This window comes from Peribacillus kribbensis DSM 17871 (assembly GCF_000430765.1).
Taxonomy (GTDB): domain Bacteria; phylum Bacillota; class Bacilli; order Bacillales; family DSM-1321; genus Paraperibacillus; species Paraperibacillus kribbensis.
In genome coordinates this window covers 345864-366423 of record NZ_KE387239.1, presented here as the reverse complement: position 1 = coordinate 366423, position 20560 = coordinate 345864, and the positions used below count along the sequence as shown (strand labels likewise).

Annotated in this window: 20 protein-coding genes; 5 read left to right on the top strand and 15 right to left on the bottom strand. The window is 44.5% G+C overall.

What is annotated here, in order from left to right; all coding sequences use genetic code 11:
• Positions 1–1202: 1202 nt before the first annotated feature.
• Both H539_RS0117865 and H539_RS0117860 read right to left on the bottom strand, forming a co-directional pair.
• Positions 1203–1406 (bottom strand): hypothetical protein, encoded by a 204-nt coding sequence (locus H539_RS0117865; protein ID WP_026694644.1) that lies wholly within the window; start codon positions 1404–1406, stop codon positions 1203–1205.
• A 45-nt stretch (positions 1407–1451) separates the two neighbouring features.
• Positions 1452–2177, bottom strand: a complete 726-nt coding sequence (locus tag H539_RS0117860) for a peptidylprolyl isomerase (RefSeq protein WP_026694643.1) — start codon at positions 2175–2177, stop codon at positions 1452–1454.
• A gap of 161 nt (positions 2178–2338) precedes the next feature.
• On the opposite strand from H539_RS0117860, the gene kapB reads away from it, so the two are divergent.
• On the top strand, positions 2339–2725 hold the full coding sequence (kapB, locus tag H539_RS0117855) for a kinase-associated lipoprotein KapB (RefSeq protein ID WP_026694642.1): 387 nt from the start codon (positions 2339–2341) through the stop codon (positions 2723–2725).
• Between the two features lie 65 nt (positions 2726–2790).
• Here kapB and kapD read toward each other — a convergent pair whose 3' ends face one another.
• Positions 2791–3414: a 3'-5' exonuclease KapD gene (gene kapD, locus H539_RS0117850; RefSeq protein ID WP_026694641.1), complete on the bottom strand. Its 624-nt coding sequence runs from the start codon at positions 3412–3414 to the stop codon at positions 2791–2793.
• A 217-nt stretch (positions 3415–3631) separates the two neighbouring features.
• Between kapD and H539_RS0117845 the strand changes: the two genes are divergently transcribed.
• Positions 3632–5488 (top strand): transglycosylase domain-containing protein, encoded by a 1857-nt coding sequence (locus tag H539_RS0117845; RefSeq protein WP_026694640.1) that lies wholly within the window; start codon positions 3632–3634, stop codon positions 5486–5488.
• Between the two features lie 90 nt (positions 5489–5578).
• On the opposite strand, the gene H539_RS0117840 is transcribed toward H539_RS0117845, so the two are convergent.
• From H539_RS0117840 to H539_RS0117820, 5 genes are all read right to left on the bottom strand, one after another.
• Positions 5579–6136 (bottom strand): DUF5366 family protein, encoded by a 558-nt coding sequence (locus H539_RS0117840; RefSeq protein ID WP_026694639.1) that lies wholly within the window; start codon positions 6134–6136, stop codon positions 5579–5581.
• 87 nt (positions 6137–6223) lie between these two features.
• Positions 6224–6604 carry a hotdog fold thioesterase gene (locus H539_RS0117835; protein WP_026694638.1) on the bottom strand — a complete coding sequence of 127 codons (381 nt, stop codon included), beginning with the start codon at positions 6602–6604 and terminating at the stop codon, positions 6224–6226.
• Between the two features lie 5 nt (positions 6605–6609).
• Complete coding sequence (locus tag H539_RS0117830; protein WP_026694637.1) at positions 6610–7254, bottom strand: DedA family protein; 645 nt, start codon at positions 7252–7254, stop codon at positions 6610–6612.
• Between the two features lie 303 nt (positions 7255–7557).
• Complete coding sequence (locus tag H539_RS28995; RefSeq protein WP_035323072.1) at positions 7558–7839, bottom strand: hypothetical protein; 282 nt, start codon at positions 7837–7839, stop codon at positions 7558–7560.
• Between the two features lie 166 nt (positions 7840–8005).
• On the bottom strand, positions 8006–9502 hold the full coding sequence (locus H539_RS0117820; protein ID WP_026694636.1) for a leucyl aminopeptidase: 1497 nt from the start codon (positions 9500–9502) through the stop codon (positions 8006–8008).
• 282 nt (positions 9503–9784) lie between these two features.
• Here H539_RS0117820 and H539_RS0117815 point away from each other — a divergent pair, with 282 nt between their 5' ends.
• Both H539_RS0117815 and H539_RS0117810 read left to right on the top strand, forming a co-directional pair.
• The gene (locus H539_RS0117815) at positions 9785–10261 is read left to right on the top strand and encodes a divergent PAP2 family protein (protein ID WP_026694635.1); all 477 of its coding nucleotides are present in this window, start codon (positions 9785–9787) and stop codon (positions 10259–10261) included.
• Positions 10262–10270: 9 nt separating this feature from the next.
• A complete protein-coding gene (locus tag H539_RS0117810; RefSeq protein WP_026694634.1) occupies positions 10271–11092 on the top strand; it encodes a cobalamin-binding protein in 822 nt (273 codons plus the stop codon).
• Positions 11093–11146: 54 nt separating this feature from the next.
• On the opposite strand, the gene H539_RS0117805 is transcribed toward H539_RS0117810, so the two are convergent.
• From H539_RS0117805 to H539_RS0117785, 4 genes are all read right to left on the bottom strand, one after another.
• Entirely contained in the window at positions 11147–11827 is a 681-nt protein-coding gene (locus H539_RS0117805) for a 3D domain-containing protein (protein ID WP_026694633.1), read from the bottom strand.
• Positions 11828–12094: 267 nt separating this feature from the next.
• Positions 12095–12412: a YuiB family protein gene (locus tag H539_RS0117795; RefSeq protein ID WP_026694632.1), complete on the bottom strand. Its 318-nt coding sequence runs from the start codon at positions 12410–12412 to the stop codon at positions 12095–12097.
• 140 nt (positions 12413–12552) lie between these two features.
• The gene (locus H539_RS32230; RefSeq protein WP_162144753.1) at positions 12553–12672 is read right to left on the bottom strand and encodes a YuiA family protein; all 120 of its coding nucleotides are present in this window, start codon (positions 12670–12672) and stop codon (positions 12553–12555) included.
• Between the two features lie 438 nt (positions 12673–13110).
• Entirely contained in the window at positions 13111–14328 is a 1218-nt protein-coding gene (locus tag H539_RS0117785; RefSeq protein WP_026694631.1) for an NAD(P)/FAD-dependent oxidoreductase, read from the bottom strand.
• A gap of 337 nt (positions 14329–14665) precedes the next feature.
• Here H539_RS0117785 and H539_RS0117780 point away from each other — a divergent pair, with 337 nt between their 5' ends.
• Entirely contained in the window at positions 14666–15661 is a 996-nt protein-coding gene (locus H539_RS0117780) for an NAD(P)/FAD-dependent oxidoreductase (RefSeq protein WP_026694630.1), read from the top strand.
• Positions 15662–15783: 122 nt separating this feature from the next.
• Here H539_RS0117780 and hutI read toward each other — a convergent pair whose 3' ends face one another.
• The 3 genes from hutI to H539_RS0117765 form a co-directional block, all read right to left on the bottom strand.
• Positions 15784–17067 carry an imidazolonepropionase gene (hutI, locus tag H539_RS0117775; protein ID WP_026694629.1) on the bottom strand — a complete coding sequence of 428 codons (1284 nt, stop codon included), beginning with the start codon at positions 17065–17067 and terminating at the stop codon, positions 15784–15786.
• Complete coding sequence (hutU, locus tag H539_RS0117770) at positions 17060–18742, bottom strand: urocanate hydratase (RefSeq protein ID WP_026694628.1); 1683 nt, start codon at positions 18740–18742, stop codon at positions 17060–17062. The genes hutI and hutU overlap by 8 nt, the downstream gene beginning before the upstream one ends.
• 150 nt (positions 18743–18892) lie before the next feature.
• On the bottom strand, positions 18893–20377 hold the full coding sequence (locus tag H539_RS0117765; protein WP_035323064.1) for a helix-turn-helix domain-containing protein: 1485 nt from the start codon (positions 20375–20377) through the stop codon (positions 18893–18895).
• Positions 20378–20560: the final 183 nt, after the last annotated feature.

Here is a 20560-nt window from a genome sequence, read left to right as displayed (position 1 = left end):
TATTCTTTTTTGAGATGATACTTTCACGAACATAACTCCTTATCTGCGGGGTGATCGAGATTCCCCTCCTGACATTAGACTGAATGTATAGAATGAAGCTTAAGTTCTTCATGGATAAGTTTTGAAATGGTAGTTTTCCCTGATCCGGGAATTCCTTCAACCAGAATCAATTTTACTGCCATAAACTTTGCCCTCCAATCCTTTTGTTGTAAAACAAAAAACCTCTCTGATGCCGGAGAGGTCTCGAAGGATTAATCATAACGCAGATCGCCCTTGTTCAAGGTTTCACATGAATGTCACATAGAAGGGCTAAAAATGGGAGCACTAATCCTATTTCTCCAGCATCCTTTTTACAGGCTTCTCACCAGCCTCAGGTAAAAGCCTTAATAAAAATGCATCCAGATCATAAGATTAGAACTTCACTGCAAGCACCCTTCCCTTGTTTACTTAAGTTGGATTTTATATTAAAATCCCACTAATTCCAAACATTTCTTAGCAATTGTCGCATCATTTTATATTTAGACACGATGGACTCCTTAATTGTTATCTTTAAAGTTAGCTGTTTTGGAATGAATTAACAAGATGCCAGAAAGTTTCTTAAGCGAAGAAATGCTTTTCTTTTCGATGATTAAATAATCAAATTTCTTGCCACACAGTTAAATTCATTTATATAGGACTGCTTAGTATGCCTAAAGAGATTTCTTATACTGCCACACTAATTTTCCACTCCTGCCTGTGCTACGTTCCAGGTGTGAAGACTCATTGATCCAGCTGCGAACTGAGCCCCTCGAGACATAAGTCAAGCAGGCCATGGGAAGAATAGCGCTTCCCACGGCCTGCTCGCCTTATGCTTGTCAGGCCTCTGCTTTTCAACGAGTAATGTCTCTTGAATAATTATGCGGCTCATTCTGCTTAACTTTTATGTGGTCTGAAAAGCACCGTTCTCCGCTTTTCTAAGCGGGATTAGCGGGACAGGTGAGACCCCACAGGCGAAGCCTAGGAGGCTCACCACCCGCCCCGCGGAAAGCGAAGCACCTGGAACGGAACTCAGGCAGCCTCATTTTCAAAACAGACCTAATTAAAAACGGCAGACAAACTCGACTTCCCTTGAGTTCAACTGCCGTCAGAGACCTAAGATTATGCTTTTATCACGAGGCAGCCCATCCCATTTTCTAAAAAGGAGAATGTAGGAACAGCCGGGATTATTGGGCCTTCCTTTTTTTCATGATGCTGTCTTCCATTTCTTTAGCCTTGGCTGCTTCATGCTTAGAGACCTTGATGATCAGGCGCATGGTTAATAACGCGGCAATAAGAAAGATGATACACGTAATGGCTGCAGGGATATATTCAGATTTATCGTCAGGAAAATAAAGAAATAAGCCTAGCATGCTATGTAGAGATAACATAAACAGCATCCTTTCTTGCAGCAGCTGCTGCCCCGTATAAAAAACTTAATCCTTAATGACTGTTATTTTGTTAATCTTGATCTTCCCATCAGGGCGTCCCTGCTTGTCGGTAGGGAAAGATGCAATCTTGTCAACGGTATCCATGCCTTCAATGACTTGTCCGAAAATCGTGTATTTTCCGTCGAGCCACGGAGCTCCGCCTCTCTCTTTATACGCTTTAATCACAGCGTCAGGAAAGCCGGCGTTTTTCATTCCATCTTCTTGCTTCTGATCTATTTTATTATTCTGGACAATGTAAAATTGGCTTCCATTGGTATTGGGTCCGGCATTAGCCATGGCAAGTGCCCCGCGGAAATGATACAGCTTATTGGAAATTTCATCTTTGAAGGGTTTCCCCCAAATGCTTTCTCCTCCTGTGCCATCACCCTTCGGATCTCCGCCCTGGATCATGAAATCCTTAATGATGCGGTGAAAAGTAAGTCCGTCATAATATCCTTTTTCACTATGCGTAATAAAGTTTTCTACCGCTTTTGGAGCATATTTCGGAAATAATTTAATCTTGATATTCCCTTTGTTTGTTTCCATTTCAACCACTTTTTCGTTTTCCTGGACCTCTGCTGTAAGCTGAGGGAGATCCTTGGCTGAAACAGGCTGCTCTGATTTTGGCTGAGCATTTTCTTTGCCTTTTGATGTCTTTGTGCCTGAATCCCCATTTCCGCCGCATCCTGCTAGAAGCAGCAGACAGGAAATAAAGAGCAGAATGTTCTTCATGAATGTACACCTCCATCCTTCACTTTACATGAATATCCATCAAAAATCACTAATAACCTATTCCTCCCTATCATTGCCCAAGAATCGTTTGGTAGACAGATCCCTTTGCTTTTTTTATGATAAACTAAACCAACAAATGTAAAAAGGAAAGGAATGGAATGATGACAGCTGAACCATTTTCTATCGGAAAGCTTGTAAAGGCATTTTATAAAACTGGAACGTATATCGGAGAAATAACCGATATCCGGCCGCAGGGCTATCTGGTCAAAATTTTGGCCGTAGTAAAGCACCCCATCCAGGGTGATCTCCACAACCCCAAGCAGGCGGACGTACAGTTTTTCCATCAAAGGAGGGCTCTTGCCTACAGAGAGCAGACCAATGTACCCAATAACATGGTCAAGGAATTTACTGGAGAAGTCCCTTCCTATACGGAGTCTCTAAAGGCTGCCCTTACACTGGCGATGAAAGATTTAAAAGACAAGGAGGACCCTTGGAGCAAAAAGAGCCTTTCTTCCCTTGAGGAGCTTGAAACAGATTATTTCAAGTAAGACGGCGCGGATGCTGATTAAAGATCAATTAAAAAGCCAAATCTGTAACATGCAGATTTGGCTTTTTAGGCGAACTTATCCAACACCTTGGATAAATCAATCCGGTCCCCTATGGTTGTAGGCTCGGGCTTATCTAAATACTTTTTGTCCTTTTCTACCAGCTTAAAGATATTATATGTGGTTAAAGCGTCATCCAGGGCGCGATGGTGCTTGCCAGTGCCCTGTTTGCCGTATTCCTGCACGGCTTTCCACAAGCCAGTCTGGTTTTGGTCGCCAAAAAAGCGCTTATACTCCATGGACAAATCCAGTAAGGTACCGCAGAAAGGAAAAGGAAGGTTTGCTTTTGCACACGTATTCTTCAGGACTTTCATGTCCATATTCCCCCATGTCACCACGGTGACACGCGGGTATTCCGCTTCAAGTCTTTGGAGGAAAGCCACCAGCTCCTTGAAAGAAATCCCCCCATCAACCTGTTCTTGGGATATATTAAGAAATGTCTTGCATCTTTCAGTTAAAGCGGGAAAACGTTCTGGAGATACAAATGAGGAAAATTTATGGGTGATTTTTTCATTAACAACCGATACAAGACCTACTTCAACAATCTCCGGATAAAAACCTTCAGGCTTTGCTTTGCCCTCCGGCATGGTGAACTCAAAATCAATAAATAGATATGGATGATCGATTCCCACTGACAACCCTCCTTTTTTATTTTCTATGTCTTCACAAAAATGCTTATATACCGGACTTTTTAGAATATTATAACAAATTTAGAGCATCAATATAGGCGTTTTTCTAAGAATCTCATGTTTTTTTCAAAGAAGCTCAGGTGCTTCCAAAAAATTTGCTGTAAATCCCTCTCTCTCATGGTAAGATATTCTTTATCTTTTTATAGTAAGGAAGTTGAATGTGCGTACGTTTACAGGTTATCTTATTCTCCTTCTGCTTCTGCCTATCCTGCTGTTTCTTCTTATCATGGCAGACAGGGCCTTCACAGACACACAGCATGCTCAGGAGGAGATCCAGAAAAAGCTGGATATTAAGAATATAAATCTTCCCCAAAACAGCAAATTGATGGCTGCTGACGGGAAAATCTTTACCGAGTTTCACGAAGCTGGAAACCGTATTTACATAACTGACCCGCAGATACCTGTGTTTCTTAAGCAGCTTTTTGTTGCCACAGAAGATAGGCATTTTTATACGCATCATGGTTTTGACGCCATGGGTATCAGCAGGGCGGTGATTGCCGATTCAAGATCCGGCTCACGCGGCCAGGGAGGCAGCACCATCACTCAGCAGCTCGCCAGGAATTTATTTTTAACACAGGAAAAAACATTTAATAGAAAGCTTGCTGAATTACTTTATTCGCAAGCTCTTGAGAAACATTTTTCTAAGCAAAAAATTCTAGAATTATATATCAATACTATTTATTTTCAAAATGGCGCCTATGGCATTGAAGCTGCCTCACAGCTTTATTTTGGTAAAAGCACCGGAAGCCTGTCTAAAGCTGAGCTGGCTTTCCTTTCAGCTATCCCTAATAATCCTTCGCTGTACGATCCATTCACTCATTTCAATCTGACTAAAAAGCGGCAGGAACGAATGGTAAAGCAAATGTACAGCCAGGGGCTGATTTCAGCAGCGGAATATAAGAGCATCATTTCTGCGCCTGTCGTGTTAATGCCTGAAAGAAAAAAAGCGGATCTATACCCGGATTACACGTCTTATGTCCGAAAGGAATTTACAGATTTAGTAGCTGAGGAAGAAGGATATACTAGTTTTCTAGAGAGCCCGGATACTGAAGTCCGGAATGCGTATGCTGCCAGACTGAACCGGCGGGTAAAGAAACTGCTTGATTCCGGCATTGTCATCCATACTGCCCTTAATACCCGAATTCAGGATAAAGCATTGAAATCTATTAGAACACATCTCCCTGATAGAAATATAGAAGGATCAGTGATAGTTATAGAACATCATACGCATAAGCTTGTCTCTTTGATTGGGGGAAAATATTATAAAAATTATTCTTTTAACCGCGGATTTCAAAGTTTCAGGCAGCCTGGTTCAGCGATCAAGCCCTTGCTTGTATACGCGCCGTACATTGAAACCCGCCAGCCGTCCCTCCAGCAGAAGGTGAGTGCGAACCAGTTTTGCAGCGGAGGCTACTGCCCGCATAATTATGATAATAAAGAGCATGGGATGGTAACACTCGAGCAGGCTTTTGCCCACTCTTATAACACACCTGCAGTGAGGCTGTTCAATGCTGCCGGAATTGAAAAAGCCTTTTCCTATATCACCCCCTTCCGCTTTAGCAAAGTGACGAAAGAGGATCACCGTCTTCCAGCGGCTGTGGGGGGATTTACTTTTGGAATGAGTCCGCTTGAACTGACAGGAGCTTATACCTCCTTCGAAAATGGCTACTATCAGCCTCCGAGAGCCATCCTTGAGGTAACCGGAGCAGATGGGGAACTATTATATAAATGGCATGACAAGGCCGCCAAAGTGTGGAGCAGCCGCACGGTTTCAAAAATAAGGATTCTTCTTCAAAAGACCGTGACGGATGGCACAGCACGCAAGGCGTATTTTCCCTCAGACTTTATCGGGGGAAAAACTGGTACGACCAACGATTACAAGGATTTGTGGTTTATCGGCCTCACCGATCAATACACTGGAGGGGTATGGGTCGGGAAAGATCTGCCCTCAAGCATTGAATCCCAAAAAACCAAAGCTCCACACCTATTGATTTGGAAGGATACTTTGGAACCATAACAAAGGCTGCCTCATCCGGACGGGTCCCTGAAGGCAGGGTCTTGCTCGAATGAGGCAGCCTTTTTCATGATATATCTAACTAAGCCGGTTTTAGATGGGAAGGCTGGCCAGAATGCTGTTATACAGCTTAAGAATCGAAAAAGCTGTTACAGACAATAACGATGACCAGATCAGCGTATGAAAAAAAATAATACCGACCAGCCCTGCAAGAGTTAAAGCAGGGCTTATCTTATAAATGAAATAGATAAAGGCGGAAATTACGGCTCCTAAAAAGCTGAAGAAGATTCCCGCCATCCAGGAAGAACACAGGATGGAGAGGATTCCGCCGACAAAATAGATCACCGAGCACAGCCGGAGATATTCCCTTACATCAAGCTTGTGATTCTTTGAAAAAAACAGCAGGGAAATCCCGAGAATCGTATCGGCTATCAGTTTTAAGGCAGCAAAAAGCATAAAAAAGACCAGAAAAAAGGCTAAAAGCAGAACAAGCTTCATACCTGCCTCTGAGAAGACCTCTTTCATGCCATCGTAGATACCTGCTGCCTGCAGCCAATTAAGCGACGTTTTCTCAACAAAAACGGCAAAGGATAAACTAAATAATATAACTGAAATAAACGGAAAATATCCCGCCAAATATGTATTTTTCATGATTGTACAATCCACCGTCCTGGTTTGATCTGGCTATTCTATCACTTCAGGGCTGTCCAGGAACAGAAATTATTAAAGAATAGTCCTTTATTTATTCACTTTAATTACAGCCAGCGTGCATCGTGAAATGCAAATCAGCTTAGCTTGTTCATCTGTGATTTTGATTTCCCAGACCATGGTGGTCCTGCCCCTATGCAAAACAGAGGCTTCCGCATAAACGGTCCCTTCTCTTTTTCCCCGGATATGGTTTGCGTTGATCTCTAGTCCCACCACCGCTTCCGTTTCTTTATCGACTAATTCATAGCCGCCAAGGCTGGCGGCTGTTTCCGCCAGAGCAACGGATGCTCCTCCATGCAGCAGGCCGAATGGCTGACGTGTCCGTTCATCAACGGGCATAGATGCCTTCACATATCCAGGGGATTGCTCAAGAATGGATATCCCCAGTGACTCCATTAACGTATCTTTCATATTCTTCATCCTTTCTGTTGGTCCATAGACTGAAGCGGCTCTTGGGCGGCCGACTTTTCTTCTGCCTGCCTCTTCCCACGCTGTATCTTTAGAATAATATAGCTCAAAGCCAAAAAGATAGATAAAATCACAATTTCTTTCAGATTCTCATTCAAGGCGGTTAAAAATAGTCCGCCGAATCGGTATCCTCCGAAAAATATAATAGAGAGCCATGCCAGAACCCCTGAACAGCTATAAAACAAAAATCTCCTAAAAGAAAGGAGATACAATCCGGATAGAAAGGGAACAGCAAGCCTCAATCCAGGGATAAAGCATCCAATGAAGAGTGAAAAGGCATGATACCGCTTGATCAGCCTTTCTGATTTTCCAAACAGACCCCTCGCCTTTCCCCTGCCTTGAACGATTGATAATACGCCTCGTCCGGCGTACCTGCCTGCCATATAGCTCGTTATGAAAGCAGCAATAACCCCGCCATAGGCGGTAAAAAAAGCGGCCCCGCCTGAAAAGTATCCCGCCGATACACCATATGCCAGGGAAAGGACCATGATCTCATTAGGAACCGGAAGGGCGATGACCCCAAGCCAGATATATAAAAACAAGCCTCCATAACTATAATCACTGAGTAAATTCCATACTTCACTGCCAGTCATTCCTCTCCCTCCACCCGGTCCTGCCCCTTCATTAAAGCATGGGCCATTCATTGTCAATATATATATAAATATGGAAATTCCATTGAGTTACAGGGTGTCTGAACATGCAAGACAGCTGTCTCTTTCTATACCCCCATCCCGGTTTGGCACACCCGCACGGATACAGGTTTTCTTTTCTGTAGGCTGCCGGCATTCAATCCCGACTCGTATTTAGGGAGCAATCCTCTGAATGCTCCCTTCTTCCCCTCACACGAGTGGTCTTTTACTGTTTCAGCTGATGTTTTCTTCTTGCGCTGTGCTATGTCAATAAAAAGGGGCTGCCGGTGTTCCTCCAATGCCCCCCGCAATGCCTGGATAGCCTCCAAATGCCCCATAGCCTGCCGCTGGGAAAGCTCCTGCGGCGTATGGATATGGATATGGTCTCGGCCTTAAGACCGCACTGCCAAGCAGGCCTCCTACAAGCCCTCCTAAAAAGGGCGCCCCAAGACCCCAGCCGCCCCAGCCGCCTCCCCAGCCGCCGCCTCCTCCCCAGTAATATGGCTTCCTGCCAAATCCGGGAGAACCGTAATAAGATCTGTAGTCCACGCGAATAACCTCCTCTTTATTTGTCTTGATATTTCTTTATTAGTTAATGCCAGGCATGCTGGAAAGGCGTGGGCTGCACAGGGAGGCATCCTTAAAGAAGTAACCACAATAAAAGGCTGGCCAAATGGCCAGCCTTGATCTATATCATCTTTAAAAATCTGATTCCTTACACTTCAAAACGTTCTACAAGCAAAGCCAGTGTTCTGGTCATGACTCCGGTTGCCCCTGCTGTACCAAGCTCGCTGTCTTTCTTCGTTGTCGCTGTTCCTGCAATGTCCAGATGCACCCATGGCGTTTCCTCTGCAAATTCTGCTATGAATGCTCCGCCCATGATCGCATGGCCCTCCCGGCCTGGAGAATTGTTCAAATCTGCAATTTTGCTGTTTCTCACACGCTTCTGATCTTTTTTGGTATATGGCAGTCTCCAGATTGGTTCCCCTGCTTCTGCAGAAGCCTCCAGTACCTGTTCAAAAAAGCTTTCATTATTCGTCATGGCACCAGTCATTTCTGAGCCAAGAGCAATGATCACTCCGCCGGTCAGGGTAGCTACATCCACTAGATAGCCGGCCCCATGCTGCTTGGCATATGTGACAGCATCAGCCAAAGCAAGTCTGCCTTCCGCGTCCGTATTCAATACTTCAATGGTTTTTCCGCTCATCGCAGTAATCACATCATCCGGTTTAAACGCGTTGCCGCTGACCATATTGTCAGTGGAAGGAATGACCGCCACTACATTCTGGCCGGGCTTCATTTCTCCGATAATTTCCATGGCGCCTAAAACCGCTGCCGCCCCGGCCATATCCGATTTCATTCCAACCATACTCTCGCGGGGCTTCAGAGAATATCCGCCTGTATCGAAGGTAACCCCTTTTCCCACAAGACCGATGACATCGGTCCACTCTTCTTTTCCCTGGTATTTCAAAACGATCATTCTTGGTGGTTCAACAGAGCCCTGGTTTACAGCTAAAAGAGCGCCCATCCCCAGTTTTTCCATTTCTTCCTTTCCAAGGATTTCAATTTCAAAATTATATTTTTCTCCAAGTTTTCTTGCATATTGGGCAAGATCGTCTGCAGTCAGCATATTAGGAGGCAGGTTGACAAGGTTTCTGGCAGAATTGGTTGCACGTCCAAACACATAGCCGACAGTAAGGGCAGCTTTAACCTCATCCTGGTCTTCTTTAGAAAACACTTGTACTTCCTCGATAAATGTCTCAGGCTCATTGGACTTCTGCTTATAGCCCTCAAAGTGATATGTGGCTAAGGCAAAGGCCTCGCTGATGGCATGGGCTGCATCACTGCCTGTTACGTTTGCTCCGATAAATGAATCTAAGTCCACAGCAGCTGAGGAAGACTTGGCTTCTTTTGCCAGTTTGAAGGCTTTGCCTGCTGCTTCGCGGACAGATTCGAAGTCAGCCGTTTTTTCTTTTCCTAAACCAATGAAAATGATTTTTTTAACACCCATTTTTCCAAGGGTATGAATCTTGGCAGCTTTTCCGGCTTTGGCCGAAATTTCCCCTTCCTTTAAAAGCTGGGTAAGCTGCCCCTCCAAAAGTTCGTCTGCATCTGCAGTAAAGCCAAAAAATTTTGAAGCATGCTCATAAATTCCGACAATCAGGCATTCAAGCTTGCTTCCAGTGGCAAGATTGTTATGTACTTGAAACATAATGTCCTCCTAATAAAAAAATAAATTTGTTTTTATTTCGAATTAAAAAATTTTTGTTCTCTAAATATAATTTACCCCTTTAAGGCATCATAGTCTAGGATATTCCTTATAGAAAGGAAAAAATTCAGCCAGGAAAAGCTTCAATTCGTAAAATCATGTTTATCCTTCATTTGATTGGTTTAAAGGAATAGATATATACAAAAGATATAGACAGCTTTTATTCCGTTACTTCATTCCCTCTTTTAGATTTTGAAAGGGGAGGGAATTTAAAGGAGAATAGACATGCAGATACTAGATAATTTCCCCTTGATTTCTGCCCTGATCGCAATCTTTTTTGCCCAATTCATTAAAGTTCCGATTCATTATATCGTTCTTCGAAAGCTGGATTGGTCATTATTGAACAGTACGGGCGGAATGCCAAGCTCCCATTCCGCGGCGGTGACGGCATTAGCCACCGGAGTTGCGCTTGAAAGCGGACTCGGTTCCAATGTTTTTGCAGTAGCAGCCCTGTTTGCCATTATTACCATGTTTGATGCAACAGGGGTACGCAGGCAGGCAGGGGAACAGGCTGCCGTATTAAACAAACTGGTCATTGATTTCAGTAAATTTACAGCGGAAGCAAAAAGCTGGCCTCAAAAAGGGCCAAAAGAAAAACAGAAGGAGCTGAAGACGCTCCTTGGCCACAAACCCATTGAAGTTTTCTTTGGCGGGCTGACCGGCATCCTTCTGACTCTTGTCTTATATCAATTATTTAAGTGAAGGTGACCCATGAACATCATCTCAATATGCCCCAGCAATACCGAGCTTTGTACCTTTCTGGGAATTGAAGAGCATTTAGTGGCTGTCGACGATTTCTCTGACTGGCCTCTTTCGGTCAAGGATCTGCCGCGTCTGGGACCGGATTTATCCATCAATATGGATCAGGTGGAGAAGCTTATGCCTGACCTGGTTCTCGCTTCCTTGAGTGTTCCGGGCATGGAGAAAAACGTGGAAGAATTAAAAAGAAGGAACATCCCGCATATCGTCTTAAATCCCCAATCCCTTGATGATATTGCGGCGGACATCATTCAAGTCGGCAGGGCCCTTGGCATGGAAGCACTGGCATATGATAGAGTGAGAGCCTATCAAGCTATCCTTTCTTCTTTTAAGGAAGTGTCCCAAACGATCACGAACCGGCCTTCCCTGTACTGGGAATGGTGGCCAAAGCCTTTGTTTACACCAGGACAAGTGAATTGGCTGACGGAAATCAGCCATCTTGCCGGAGGGGAAAATGTATTCGGTGATGTTGAGCTGGCCAGCGTGCAGCCTTCCCATGCAGATGTTATACAGCGTGCGCCTGAGTACATCTGCATGGCCTGGGTAGGAGTCCCACAGAGAAAAATGCAGCCATCCCTCATTAAGAAGCGGGAAGGATGGCAGGAGCTTGAAGCTGTTAAAAATGATCGAATACTGGTCCTGGAGGAGTCTTTATATTGCAGGCCGTCTCCGCGCCTGATCGATGGATTGATCAAGCTGGCAAATATTCTACATCCCGAAAAGTATCAGCATCTAACAGCCGGCGGCCTCTGGCCCTGGCAGGAAAACCATTGAAAGAAAATGGAGCAGCCCAAGAAAAACAGGGACTGCTCCATTTGTTTATGTATGCTATTGCCTATGTTTTATGATCTGCTGTCTGAATACCTGAAGGTTCTTTTGCTCATTCAGCATGGCAAGGCCTTTTTCATCAAGTGAACCGCTGCCTTTTTTTATGATATAAACGTCCAGGGTCTTTTTACCCCAATATGTATAAACATCATCGACACTATCAAAAAACAGATCCAATTCATGACCTTTGATAGCCCCGCCCTTATCCGCCACTACACCATATCCATAGCCTGGAATAAACAAGATGGTGCCAATAGGGAAAATCGATAAATCAGCAGCAATGGTAGAGTACATATCCCTTTTAACCTTAACTCCTGAATAAGTAATCCCGTAGGCGGGATTGTCTGCTTTTTTCCCGGTCGACTCAAATCCTGCGGTATAGCCTGTAGCGGTCACCGACGTTTTGGGATAGCGCGACCAGTCCAAATCATCAAGGCTTTTGGGCTCAGACACGGTAGAGGAGGCTAATTTCAAATCTGGCCGGATCGTTTGCAGCTCATTTCCAGTCAAGCTGACCGGCCGCCATCCATCCAGTAAAGAAGGATGCATCCCTGATGTGGTATCCTCCGGCATCATCATCCGGGCACTTACTCCAGTAAGGCTGTAATAGGTCGAGTGTAAAGCAAGGATGAGCAATAATATAATAAAAACTCGATATGTAAAGATCTTTAGCTTTCTCAATATAAAATTCCCACTCCTCTCAATATGTATTTCTTTCCCACATTTATAAGAAATATTCCTAATCGGAACAAAAACTTGTGGCAAGAGGCCGTTCAATCCTTTGTTTCCTGAAGCGGTAATAAATGAAATAAACCCTGATTCAAAAGAATCAGGGCTGAACACACCGATGATAAAGATGGGGAGAAAAGATTACAAAAGGTTTGTTAAGATTAATGTATCTAGTAATTTACTAATTATTCGAGGTCGGCATTTTGGGCAAAGGAAGGATTAAAACATCCTATAGCCTCGTTCACGAAGAGTCCTAATCGTCATCCCTGCCCCTAAAGCACCCATAAAGCCGAAAAGGAGGATTAAAAGGTCAGCCAGATGAAGAGACTGGATTTTATGGCCAAGCTGGGGAAACGCCGTTCCCGGTTCTCCATAAAAGCTGGAGATTTTCTGATCGTTTATAAACATCAATGCTATAAGCGGATAAACGATGGCCACCACCCAGGTCTTGCGCAGCAGCATATTAAGAATAAACCCTATACCAAATAACAATACAAAAAATAACACCATTGATATAATTAAAACCGCTATATTCATGGAAAATTTGCCCTCCTAGAAGCATCATTTACTAGTTTACTGAAAGAGCTTCCAACCGTCAATCCTTCATTTCGGAGGATTAGAAAGAAAGATCTGCCGGGAATGGGCAAAAAAAAAACTCCATATCGTCTACATGGAGTTTAAGACTCGGTCTTTTCTTTCCCGCTTCCGTCACAGCAGGCACACGTTTCAGAACCGCCAAGCAATAATTGAAAATACCCTTTCCCGGCACAGTACGCACATTCATTCTGCTTTTTCATTGTCGTCCTCCTCATTAGTGATTTCTGATAATATAACAGCTTTTCCTTCAAAAAGAAAACCCCGATTTCTCTCGTGTAAACGCATACAAGTACCTCAAACTCGATTTATCTTCTATTTTTACAAAATTACAGAATATTTGGATAAATTAAAAAATACAATTTCAATCTCTACCTCTGTAATATAGCCTGTATCATGTGGAAACTATTTACTTGGTCCGGGCACAGACTGGCTTCGGACCACTTTTACCGGGTTCCTCCTCAACCTGTCCGAACACAGACCCACTTCGAGCTGCTTTTCCCTGTCGTTTCTCTCATTCAGTCGTTACTCCGCGTGTCGTGCCTGTCCAGACACAAAGTGAAGGACCCTGACTTTGTCAGGGTCCCAGGTAACTGCCATTCGCATAAAAAGACCGCAGAAGCTGCGGTCTTTCCATAGGATTAAAAGAATTTAAATTTTCCTTTTTTAAGTGTCAAGCCCACACCGCCAACCATGAATAATGCACGGTTGTCGACCATTTTCTTCATGAAAGAAGCCTTGGCACCCTTAACCTTTTTACCGAACACAACCCCGATTGCATCGTCTTCGCCGAGGGAGCAGACGGTTCCTTTGTTATCAAAGACAAAGCTTTCCAATCCTTCCTGGTGGCGAATAAGTGCTGAAAGGTTTTTAGCCACTGTTACACCCTGCTGCATGGCAATTTGTGCAGTCGGAGGATATGGGCGGTTAATTTCTTCATTGATCACCAAGGAAGAGTCACCAATCACAAAAATATTTTCATGGCCCGGGACGCGCAGGTTCGGATCGACCTTTACACGGCCGCGCATCGCTTCAATACCAGACTTTTCAATGACGGAATTACCGCGGACACCTGCAGCCCACACAACGGTTCCTGCTTTGATCTCCTCAACTTCATCCTCACCCTTGCCGACAATGATTCCTTCAGGAGTGGCTTCCTTAATGGCGGTTCCAATTTTAAATTCGACCCCTTTTTTCTCTAGGACAGATACAGCATACGTTACAAGCTCTGGATCAAATCCTGGGAGTACCATAGGAGCGGCTTCAACACAGATGATGCGGACTTTATGGTAATCTACATCAAACTCTTTGCAGAGTTCCGGAACACGGTTCGTTAATTCTCCAAGGAATTCGATACCTGTGAATCCTGCCCCCCCCACTACAATAGTCAGGCGCTCATCTTTTTTCTCTTCTTCATTATGATACGTAGCAAACTGATATTCAATATGCTCTCTGAGCTGCCGTGAGGTATTTACGTTGGAAATGGTAAAAGCATGCTCTTTTAGTCCTTTAATCCCAAATGTTTCTGACTCTCCCCCAAGCGCAACGACAAGATAATCATAGTCGGCTTGACCGTTTTCAAGGATAACTGTATTTTCATCTGTTTTAATCTCCACAACAGAATCCTGTACAAAATCCACCTTATTTTTATCAATAACATCACTGACCGGGTAACGCACGCGGTCAGGGCTTAAAGTACCAGCAGAAGCCTCATGCAGCCAGGTTGTTTCATAATGGTAATCGTTTTTATTGACTAAGACGATATCCGCTTCATTAACTCCTAAAGATTTCTGCAGTCTAGTGACAGTCATTAAACCGCCATAACCGGCTCCAAGTACAACAATTTTTGGCTTTCTCACGAGTATCAAATCCACCTTTTATATTTTTATTTATAGTGTGTCAAATCAAAGCAAATCTTAACGATAAATTGTTAAAAGTTTGTGATGTAATTCACGTATGAGTTCAAAAAAACGTTAAAGATTTGTCACAAAATATTAATACTCTTATTCTCCATCTTATTCCCTTTTATGCTATATTTCAAGATTATTCTCATGAATTTTTTTCTAATTTCTCCAGAAATCTTCCTATATCCTGAAAAAGTATCAGAATTTTCGAACTTAGTGACTTTCGAAGAGACTATCATTTTTATTTTGTGTTAAAATAATAAAAGATTTTATTTACATAGGAGGCTTATCAGTGAGAGAAGATCAAAACGTTTATGATATAACCATTATTGGGGGCGGGCCGACCGGGCTGTTTACAGCTTTCTACGGGGGAATGCGCCAGGCTTCCGTTAAAATTATAGAAAGCCTTCCTCAGCTCGGTGGACAGTTAACTGCTCTATATCCTGAAAAATACATTTATGATGTAGCCGGCTTTCCCAAAGTCAGAGCCCAGGAGCTTGTAGATAACCTTAAAGAGCAGATGCAAAAATTCGAGCAAAAGATCTGCCTTGAGCAGGCTGTCGAAAAAGTTGAAAAACAAGCAGATGGCGTATTCAAGATAACAACTAATGAAGAAATTCATTTTTCCAAGACCATTATCATTACAGCAGGAAACGGAGCATTCCAGCCCCGGAGGCTTGAACTGGAGAAAGCAAAGGAATATGAGGGGAAAAACCTTCACTATTTCATTGATGACCTAAATAAATTTGCAGGCCAGAAAGTCGTGGTCTTTGGCGGAGGAGATTCTGCAGTAGACTGGGCACTTATGCTAGAGCCCATTGCCGAAAAAGTATCCCTTGTTCATAGAAGGGATAAATTCCGGGCACATGAGCACAGTGTGGAGAACCTGATGAATTCCAAGGTTGATATAAAAACTCCGTTTGTCCCTGCTGAAATCATTGGAGATGAAGAGGGCATCAAACAAGTTGTTCTTGAGAATGCAAAGGAAGAAACAAAAGAAGTTCTGGACGTAGATGCTGTCATTGTGAACTATGGCTTCGTTTCCTCACTCGGACCAATTAAAGAGTGGGAACTTGAGATCGAGAAAAATTCAATTGTCGTAAACTCAAAAATGGAAACCAATATTCCTGGAATTTACGCTGCGGGAGATATCTGCACATATGAAGGCAAAGCTAAGCTTATAGCTACCGGATTTGGCGAAGCACCAACTGCTGTAAACAATGCAAAATCTTACATTGATCCAAAAGCAAGAATTCAGCCGCTTCACAGTACTTCCATGTTTAATTAATTTTTATACCGAGTAAAGACTGTTTTAAAGGAGTCTGCCTTCGCCTGTATGGTAGTTTGAACTGCCAGTTCTGCCGTACAGCAAGGCAGGCTCCTTTGTTTTTGAAAAAGGAGGAATTATCCTTATATTTTCCGCACAAGCTTTCCGTTCTCTACTACAACCTCCCCTTCCTTGATGACGGTATGGACATGATTGACACCAAACTCATACTGCAGGCGCAAATAATTCGGGACATTAAACAAGACAATATCTGCTTTTTTCCCTTTCTCTATGGATCCGATATCCCTTCCCCGGTTAATGGCATGGGCAGCATTGATCGTGGCTGCAGCCAGTACTTCTGCGGGGCTCATTCCCATCCTTAAGCATCCCAGGTTCATGATGAGCCCCAGGGATACGGTCGGGGAAGATCCCGGGTTAAAATCTGTTGCCAATGCTACAGGTACCCCCCTGTCAATCATCTTCCTTCCGTTAACCGGATCGGTCATTAAAAAAAGGGCAGTTCCTGGCAGCAAAACGGCAGTGACACCTCTTTCCGCCATCTTTTCAATTCCATAATCGGATGCTCTGAGGAGGTGGTCTGCCGAGATAGCCCCCATCTCTGCTGCGAGCTCCGCCCCTCCATATGGTTCTATTTCGTCTGCATGAATTTTAGGGATCAGCCCGTGTGCAATTCCCGCTCTTAAAATTTTTCTCGTCTGCTCGGGTGTAAATACCCCTCGTTCACAAAACACATCATTAAATTCTGCAAGCCCTCTTTTGGCTATTTCAGGGATCATTTCTTGTGACACAAGATCCACAAACTGATCGGGCTTATCCTTGTAGCGCTTCGGGATGGCATGCGCCCCCATAAATGTATGAACAATATCGATAGGATGCTGACAGGAGAGGCTTGCTGCGGCTTCCAGCTGCTTGATTTCCTGCTCAAGTGTCAGTCCATATCCGCTTTTGGCTTCCAAGGTTGTGACCCCATGGAGAAGAAAAGAATCAAGCCTTGCCAGACCTTCGCTGATGAGCTGGTCAATGTCCGCTTTTTGTGTGGCAGCAGCTGTTGCATGAATCCCTCCGCCGCTCTCCATAATTTCCATATAGGAAGCCCCGTGGAGCCTCCTATTAAATTCCTCTTCCCGGGTGCCGCTGTGAATTAAATGGGTATGGGGATCCACCAAGCCTGGTGTGACAAGCTTCCCTTCGGCATCTATGACGCTGGCCTCGTGGATGCGGTCTTTAAACTTTTCTGCAAGAATGGAATCCTCCCCTGCATCTGCTATCCGCCCCTTTTCAATCCATACACTCCCATTGGAAAGAATCATTAGGTTTTCCATAGAGCGGCCTGTCAGTGGAGAATGTGAACTTCCTTTAAAAGATACAAGCTGGTTTGCGTTCCTAATAAAGATAGGCTTATTCATCCGCGCTGCTGCCTCCTTCATATGAGAGCATGGGCATTTTAATGCCATGTCTTTTAGCTGCGTCCACCGCCTTTTCATATCCAGCATCCGCATGCCGGACAATTCCGATTCCCGGATCCGCAGCGAGCACCCTTTCCAGGCGCCGCTCCGCTTCCTTTGTCCCATCAGCGACAATGACCATGCCTGCATGAATGGAATACCCCATTCCGACACCCCCGCCCTGATGGACCGAAACCCAGCTGGCCCCTCCTGCACAATTGATAAGGGCATTCAGGATCGGCCAATCTGCAACTGCATCACTGCCATCCTTCATATTTTCTGTTTCCCGGTTGGGAGAAGCCACAGATCCAGAGTCTAAATGGTCGCGTCCAATTACAATCGGGGCCTTTAGTTCTCCAGAGGCCACCATGCTGTTGATGATCTTCCCAAACCTCGCTCTTTCCCCATACCCAAGCCAGCAGATCCGGGCTGGCAATCCTTGAAATTGGATCCGTTCACGCGCCATCTTAATCCAGCTGCACAGCTGGTGATTGCTGCTGAATTCCTTCAGGATGACTTCATCCGTTTTATAGATATCCTCGGGGTCCCCCGATAAAGCCGCCCATCTAAAGGGGCCTCTTCCTTCGCAGAACTGGGGCCGGATAAATGCAGGGACAAACCCCGGAAACCGGAATGCTTCCTTTACCCCCTGATCGAAAGCTGCCTGCCGGATGTTGTTTCCATAATCAAAGGTAACGGCTCCCTGCTCCTGCATCCTCAGCATGGCACTTACATGTTCAGCTATGCTTTTCTTTGCCTTCTCCACATATGCCTTTGGATCACTGGCTCTCAGCTGGGCCGCATCTTCAAGGGAAAGTCCGGCAGGATTATATCCGTTTAACGGATCATGCGAGGAGGTCTGGTCTGTCAATATATCAGGGATGAAATTCTCCGCCAGCATAGAAGGCAGCAGTTCAGCCGCATTGCCTGCAATTCCTATAGAAAGGGCCCTTTTCTCTTTTTTAGCCCTTTCAGCCATGGCAATAGCCTCCTGAAGGTTTTTCGCCTCTACATCTAAATATCCTGTATCGATCCGCCTCTTGATTCGTGACTTATCCATTTCCACATTGATGCTTACTCCCCCATTCAGGGAGACTGCAAGCGGCTGGGCCCCTCCCATGCCTCCAAGACCGGCTGTTACTGTAAGGGTGCCGGCAAGTGACCCATTAAAATGCTGTCTTGCACATTCCGCAAAGGTTTCATAGGTTCCCTGGACGATTCCCTGGCTGCCGATGTAAATCCAGCTGCCAGCAGTCATCTGCCCGTACATCATCAGCCCCTTCTTATCGAGCTCATTAAAATGCTCCCAGTTTGCCCAGGCAGGAACCAGATTGGAATTTGCCAGCAAAACTCTGGGTGCATCTTCATGGCTTTTAAAGACAGCCGCAGGCTTGCCGGACTGGATAAGGAGTGTTTCATCATTTCCAAGCTCCTTTAGTGACTGAACAATGGCATCGAAGCATTCCCAGTTCCGGGCAGCCTTTCCGATTCCTCCGTATACCACCAGATCCTCGGGCCGTTCTGCCACCTCGGCATTTAAATTATTATAGAGCATCCTCAAGGCCGCTTCCTGAACCCATCCTTTTGTATGGAGCTCTGTGCCGGAAAAATTCGTTATTTTCCTTCCCTGTCCCATAGGTATTCCCGCCTTCCCATTTCTTTTCTCTCTTCTTGATTTTATGGGAGGAAGTCATGGGAAAATAGATGATGAATATTTGAATTCAGCAAATAATTTTTTGTTCTTGACAGAATTATGGATGTATAGCTGAGTCTAAAGGAGAAAAATTTACGTTTTTAGCATTTTCTTTTGGTTGCGGTATTCTCTCGGGGTCAAGCCGACACTTTTCTTGAAGATGCGGCTGAAATAATTCGCGTTGTCAAAACCAGACTTGCTGGCTATATGCTGTATCGGCAGCAGAGTTTCCCTTAATAGCCGTTTCGCTTCTTTCACTCTTGCATAATTCAATGCATCTCTAAAAGGAATTCCATATCTCTTAGAAAACTGGGAGCTTAGGTAGGCCTGGCTTCTTTCGACATGTGAAGAGACGTGCTCCAGTTTTAAATGAGGATTTTGAAAATGGGATTCAATATATTGATAAGCAAGCTCCACTATATCTCTTCTTGACCGCTCCTTCTGAGAATTAGCCAGGTCCAGGACATCAAGTATGAATAAGTAAAATTCCTGGACGATGCGGTAAAGATTGGGGTTATATAGTATAATATGAAACACTTTATGGTAGCTTTCCAAATTTTCCCCGCCGTCCGCCAGACATGTTTTCATAAATCGGCTGACCTGGGCCAGAATGCTTGTGAGCCTGATCCGTGTAAAACCCGGCTCAGGGTAAGGCTCTTTCTGATTCAGAAATTCGCCGTACATCCATTCCTTTATTTCCTGCCTCTTATCTTCATTAAGCATCGCAATCCAAAGCCTTTGCTCCGAAGGGGTTAAAAAAGGGTCTTCCCGTTTCCACTCAGGGCCCTGTGTGACATAGAACAGCTTGCGGCTTCCCTGATAAAACTGATAATCGAGCGCCCCCCTGGCAATTTCATATTGCTCCTGCAGGGACAGATTCTTTTCTCCATTATAAATCACAAGAGAAATCGTTTCGGAAAAACGATTCTCCCAATCCTTTAAGAAACGGTTGCCGCATAAAAGCAAAGAGCGCTTAGCATCCTTTTTTAAAAAAGAAAACAGGCAGACTACCACATCATTTAGCGGCAGGATAACTGGAGGGGACGGAAAACTGTAATTTTCTACAAAAGAATGAAGCATCTCTTTCTTTTCAGGGTTTTCCAGCTTAATCAGCAAGATTTGGTAACAGCCAGTTTCCTTTTCACGGCTATTAAATAAAGAATGATAGGAAATGGGCTTTGTGCCAGCCGGACCCGATTCTTCTGGAGGGGCAGGAAGCTTGACGCTCCGGGCCAACACGCGCTTCACAATTTCCGGTGTGAGCGGCTTCAGCCATAAATCCAGGGCCCCAAGCTGGATGCCCTGATAGGCCCTCTCATAGGTAGCCTCAGCTGTCATGACGATAACAACAGCAGAATATCGGGTGACCAAGCCCATGAATCCTTCCCATTCTCCAGGCTGAATCATATCCAGCTCCACACAGATGACCCCAGGAAGCTTCGCTTCTATCACACGGAACAGATCGGACATTGAGTCAGCCAAAAGGACTTCATCAAAGGGAAGGGCATAGGACTTTACCAGCCAGCTTATCCCTGCAAGTTCATTTCGGTCCCTGTCGGCAATTAATAATTTTACCAATTGAGATTCCTCCAGTATTTTTTGGTGCATCCGGAATCATGCCTGCTATTGTTATTCGGCTTTCCTGCGCTCCTTTCCTGCCCAAAAAAGCCAAAGAAAAAAGAGGCGTCTTAACACAAGTTTTTAATTATTGATACTTGGATTAGCAGTAACCGACATAAACATTTAAGGGGAAAAGCACAA

Excerpts from the sequence above, each read along its gene's own strand:
- hutI (WP_026694629.1), bottom strand. The coding sequence starts at position 17,067 with ATGAATAAGCCTATCTTTATTAGGAACGCAAACCAGCTTGTATCTTTT.
- H539_RS0117795 (WP_026694632.1), bottom strand. The coding sequence starts at position 12,412 with ATGAATATAGCGGTTTTAATTATATCAATGGTGTTATTTTTTGTATTG.
- H539_RS0117830 (WP_026694637.1), bottom strand. The coding sequence starts at position 7,254 with ATGACTGGCAGTGAAGTATGGAATTTACTCAGTGATTATAGTTATGGA.
- H539_RS0117815 (WP_026694635.1), top strand. The coding sequence starts at position 9,785 with ATGCAGATACTAGATAATTTCCCCTTGATTTCTGCCCTGATCGCAATC.
- H539_RS32230 (WP_162144753.1), bottom strand. The coding sequence starts at position 12,672 with ATGAAAAAGCAGAATGAATGTGCGTACTGTGCCGGGAAAGGGTATTTT.
- H539_RS0117840 (WP_026694639.1), bottom strand. The coding sequence starts at position 6,136 with ATGAAAAATACATATTTGGCGGGATATTTTCCGTTTATTTCAGTTATA.
- H539_RS0117810 (WP_026694634.1), top strand. The coding sequence starts at position 10,271 with ATGAACATCATCTCAATATGCCCCAGCAATACCGAGCTTTGTACCTTT.
- H539_RS0117820 (WP_026694636.1), bottom strand. The coding sequence starts at position 9,502 with ATGTTTCAAGTACATAACAATCTTGCCACTGGAAGCAAGCTTGAATGC.
- hutU (WP_026694628.1), bottom strand. The coding sequence starts at position 18,742 with ATGGGACAGGGAAGGAAAATAACGAATTTTTCCGGCACAGAGCTCCAT.
- H539_RS0117865 (WP_026694644.1), bottom strand. The coding sequence starts at position 1,406 with ATGTTATCTCTACATAGCATGCTAGGCTTATTTCTTTATTTTCCTGAC.
- H539_RS0117835 (WP_026694638.1), bottom strand. The coding sequence starts at position 6,604 with ATGAAAGATACGTTAATGGAGTCACTGGGGATATCCATTCTTGAGCAA.
- kapB (WP_026694642.1), top strand. The coding sequence starts at position 2,339 with ATGACAGCTGAACCATTTTCTATCGGAAAGCTTGTAAAGGCATTTTAT.
- H539_RS0117860 (WP_026694643.1), bottom strand. The coding sequence starts at position 2,177 with ATGAAGAACATTCTGCTCTTTATTTCCTGTCTGCTGCTTCTAGCAGGA.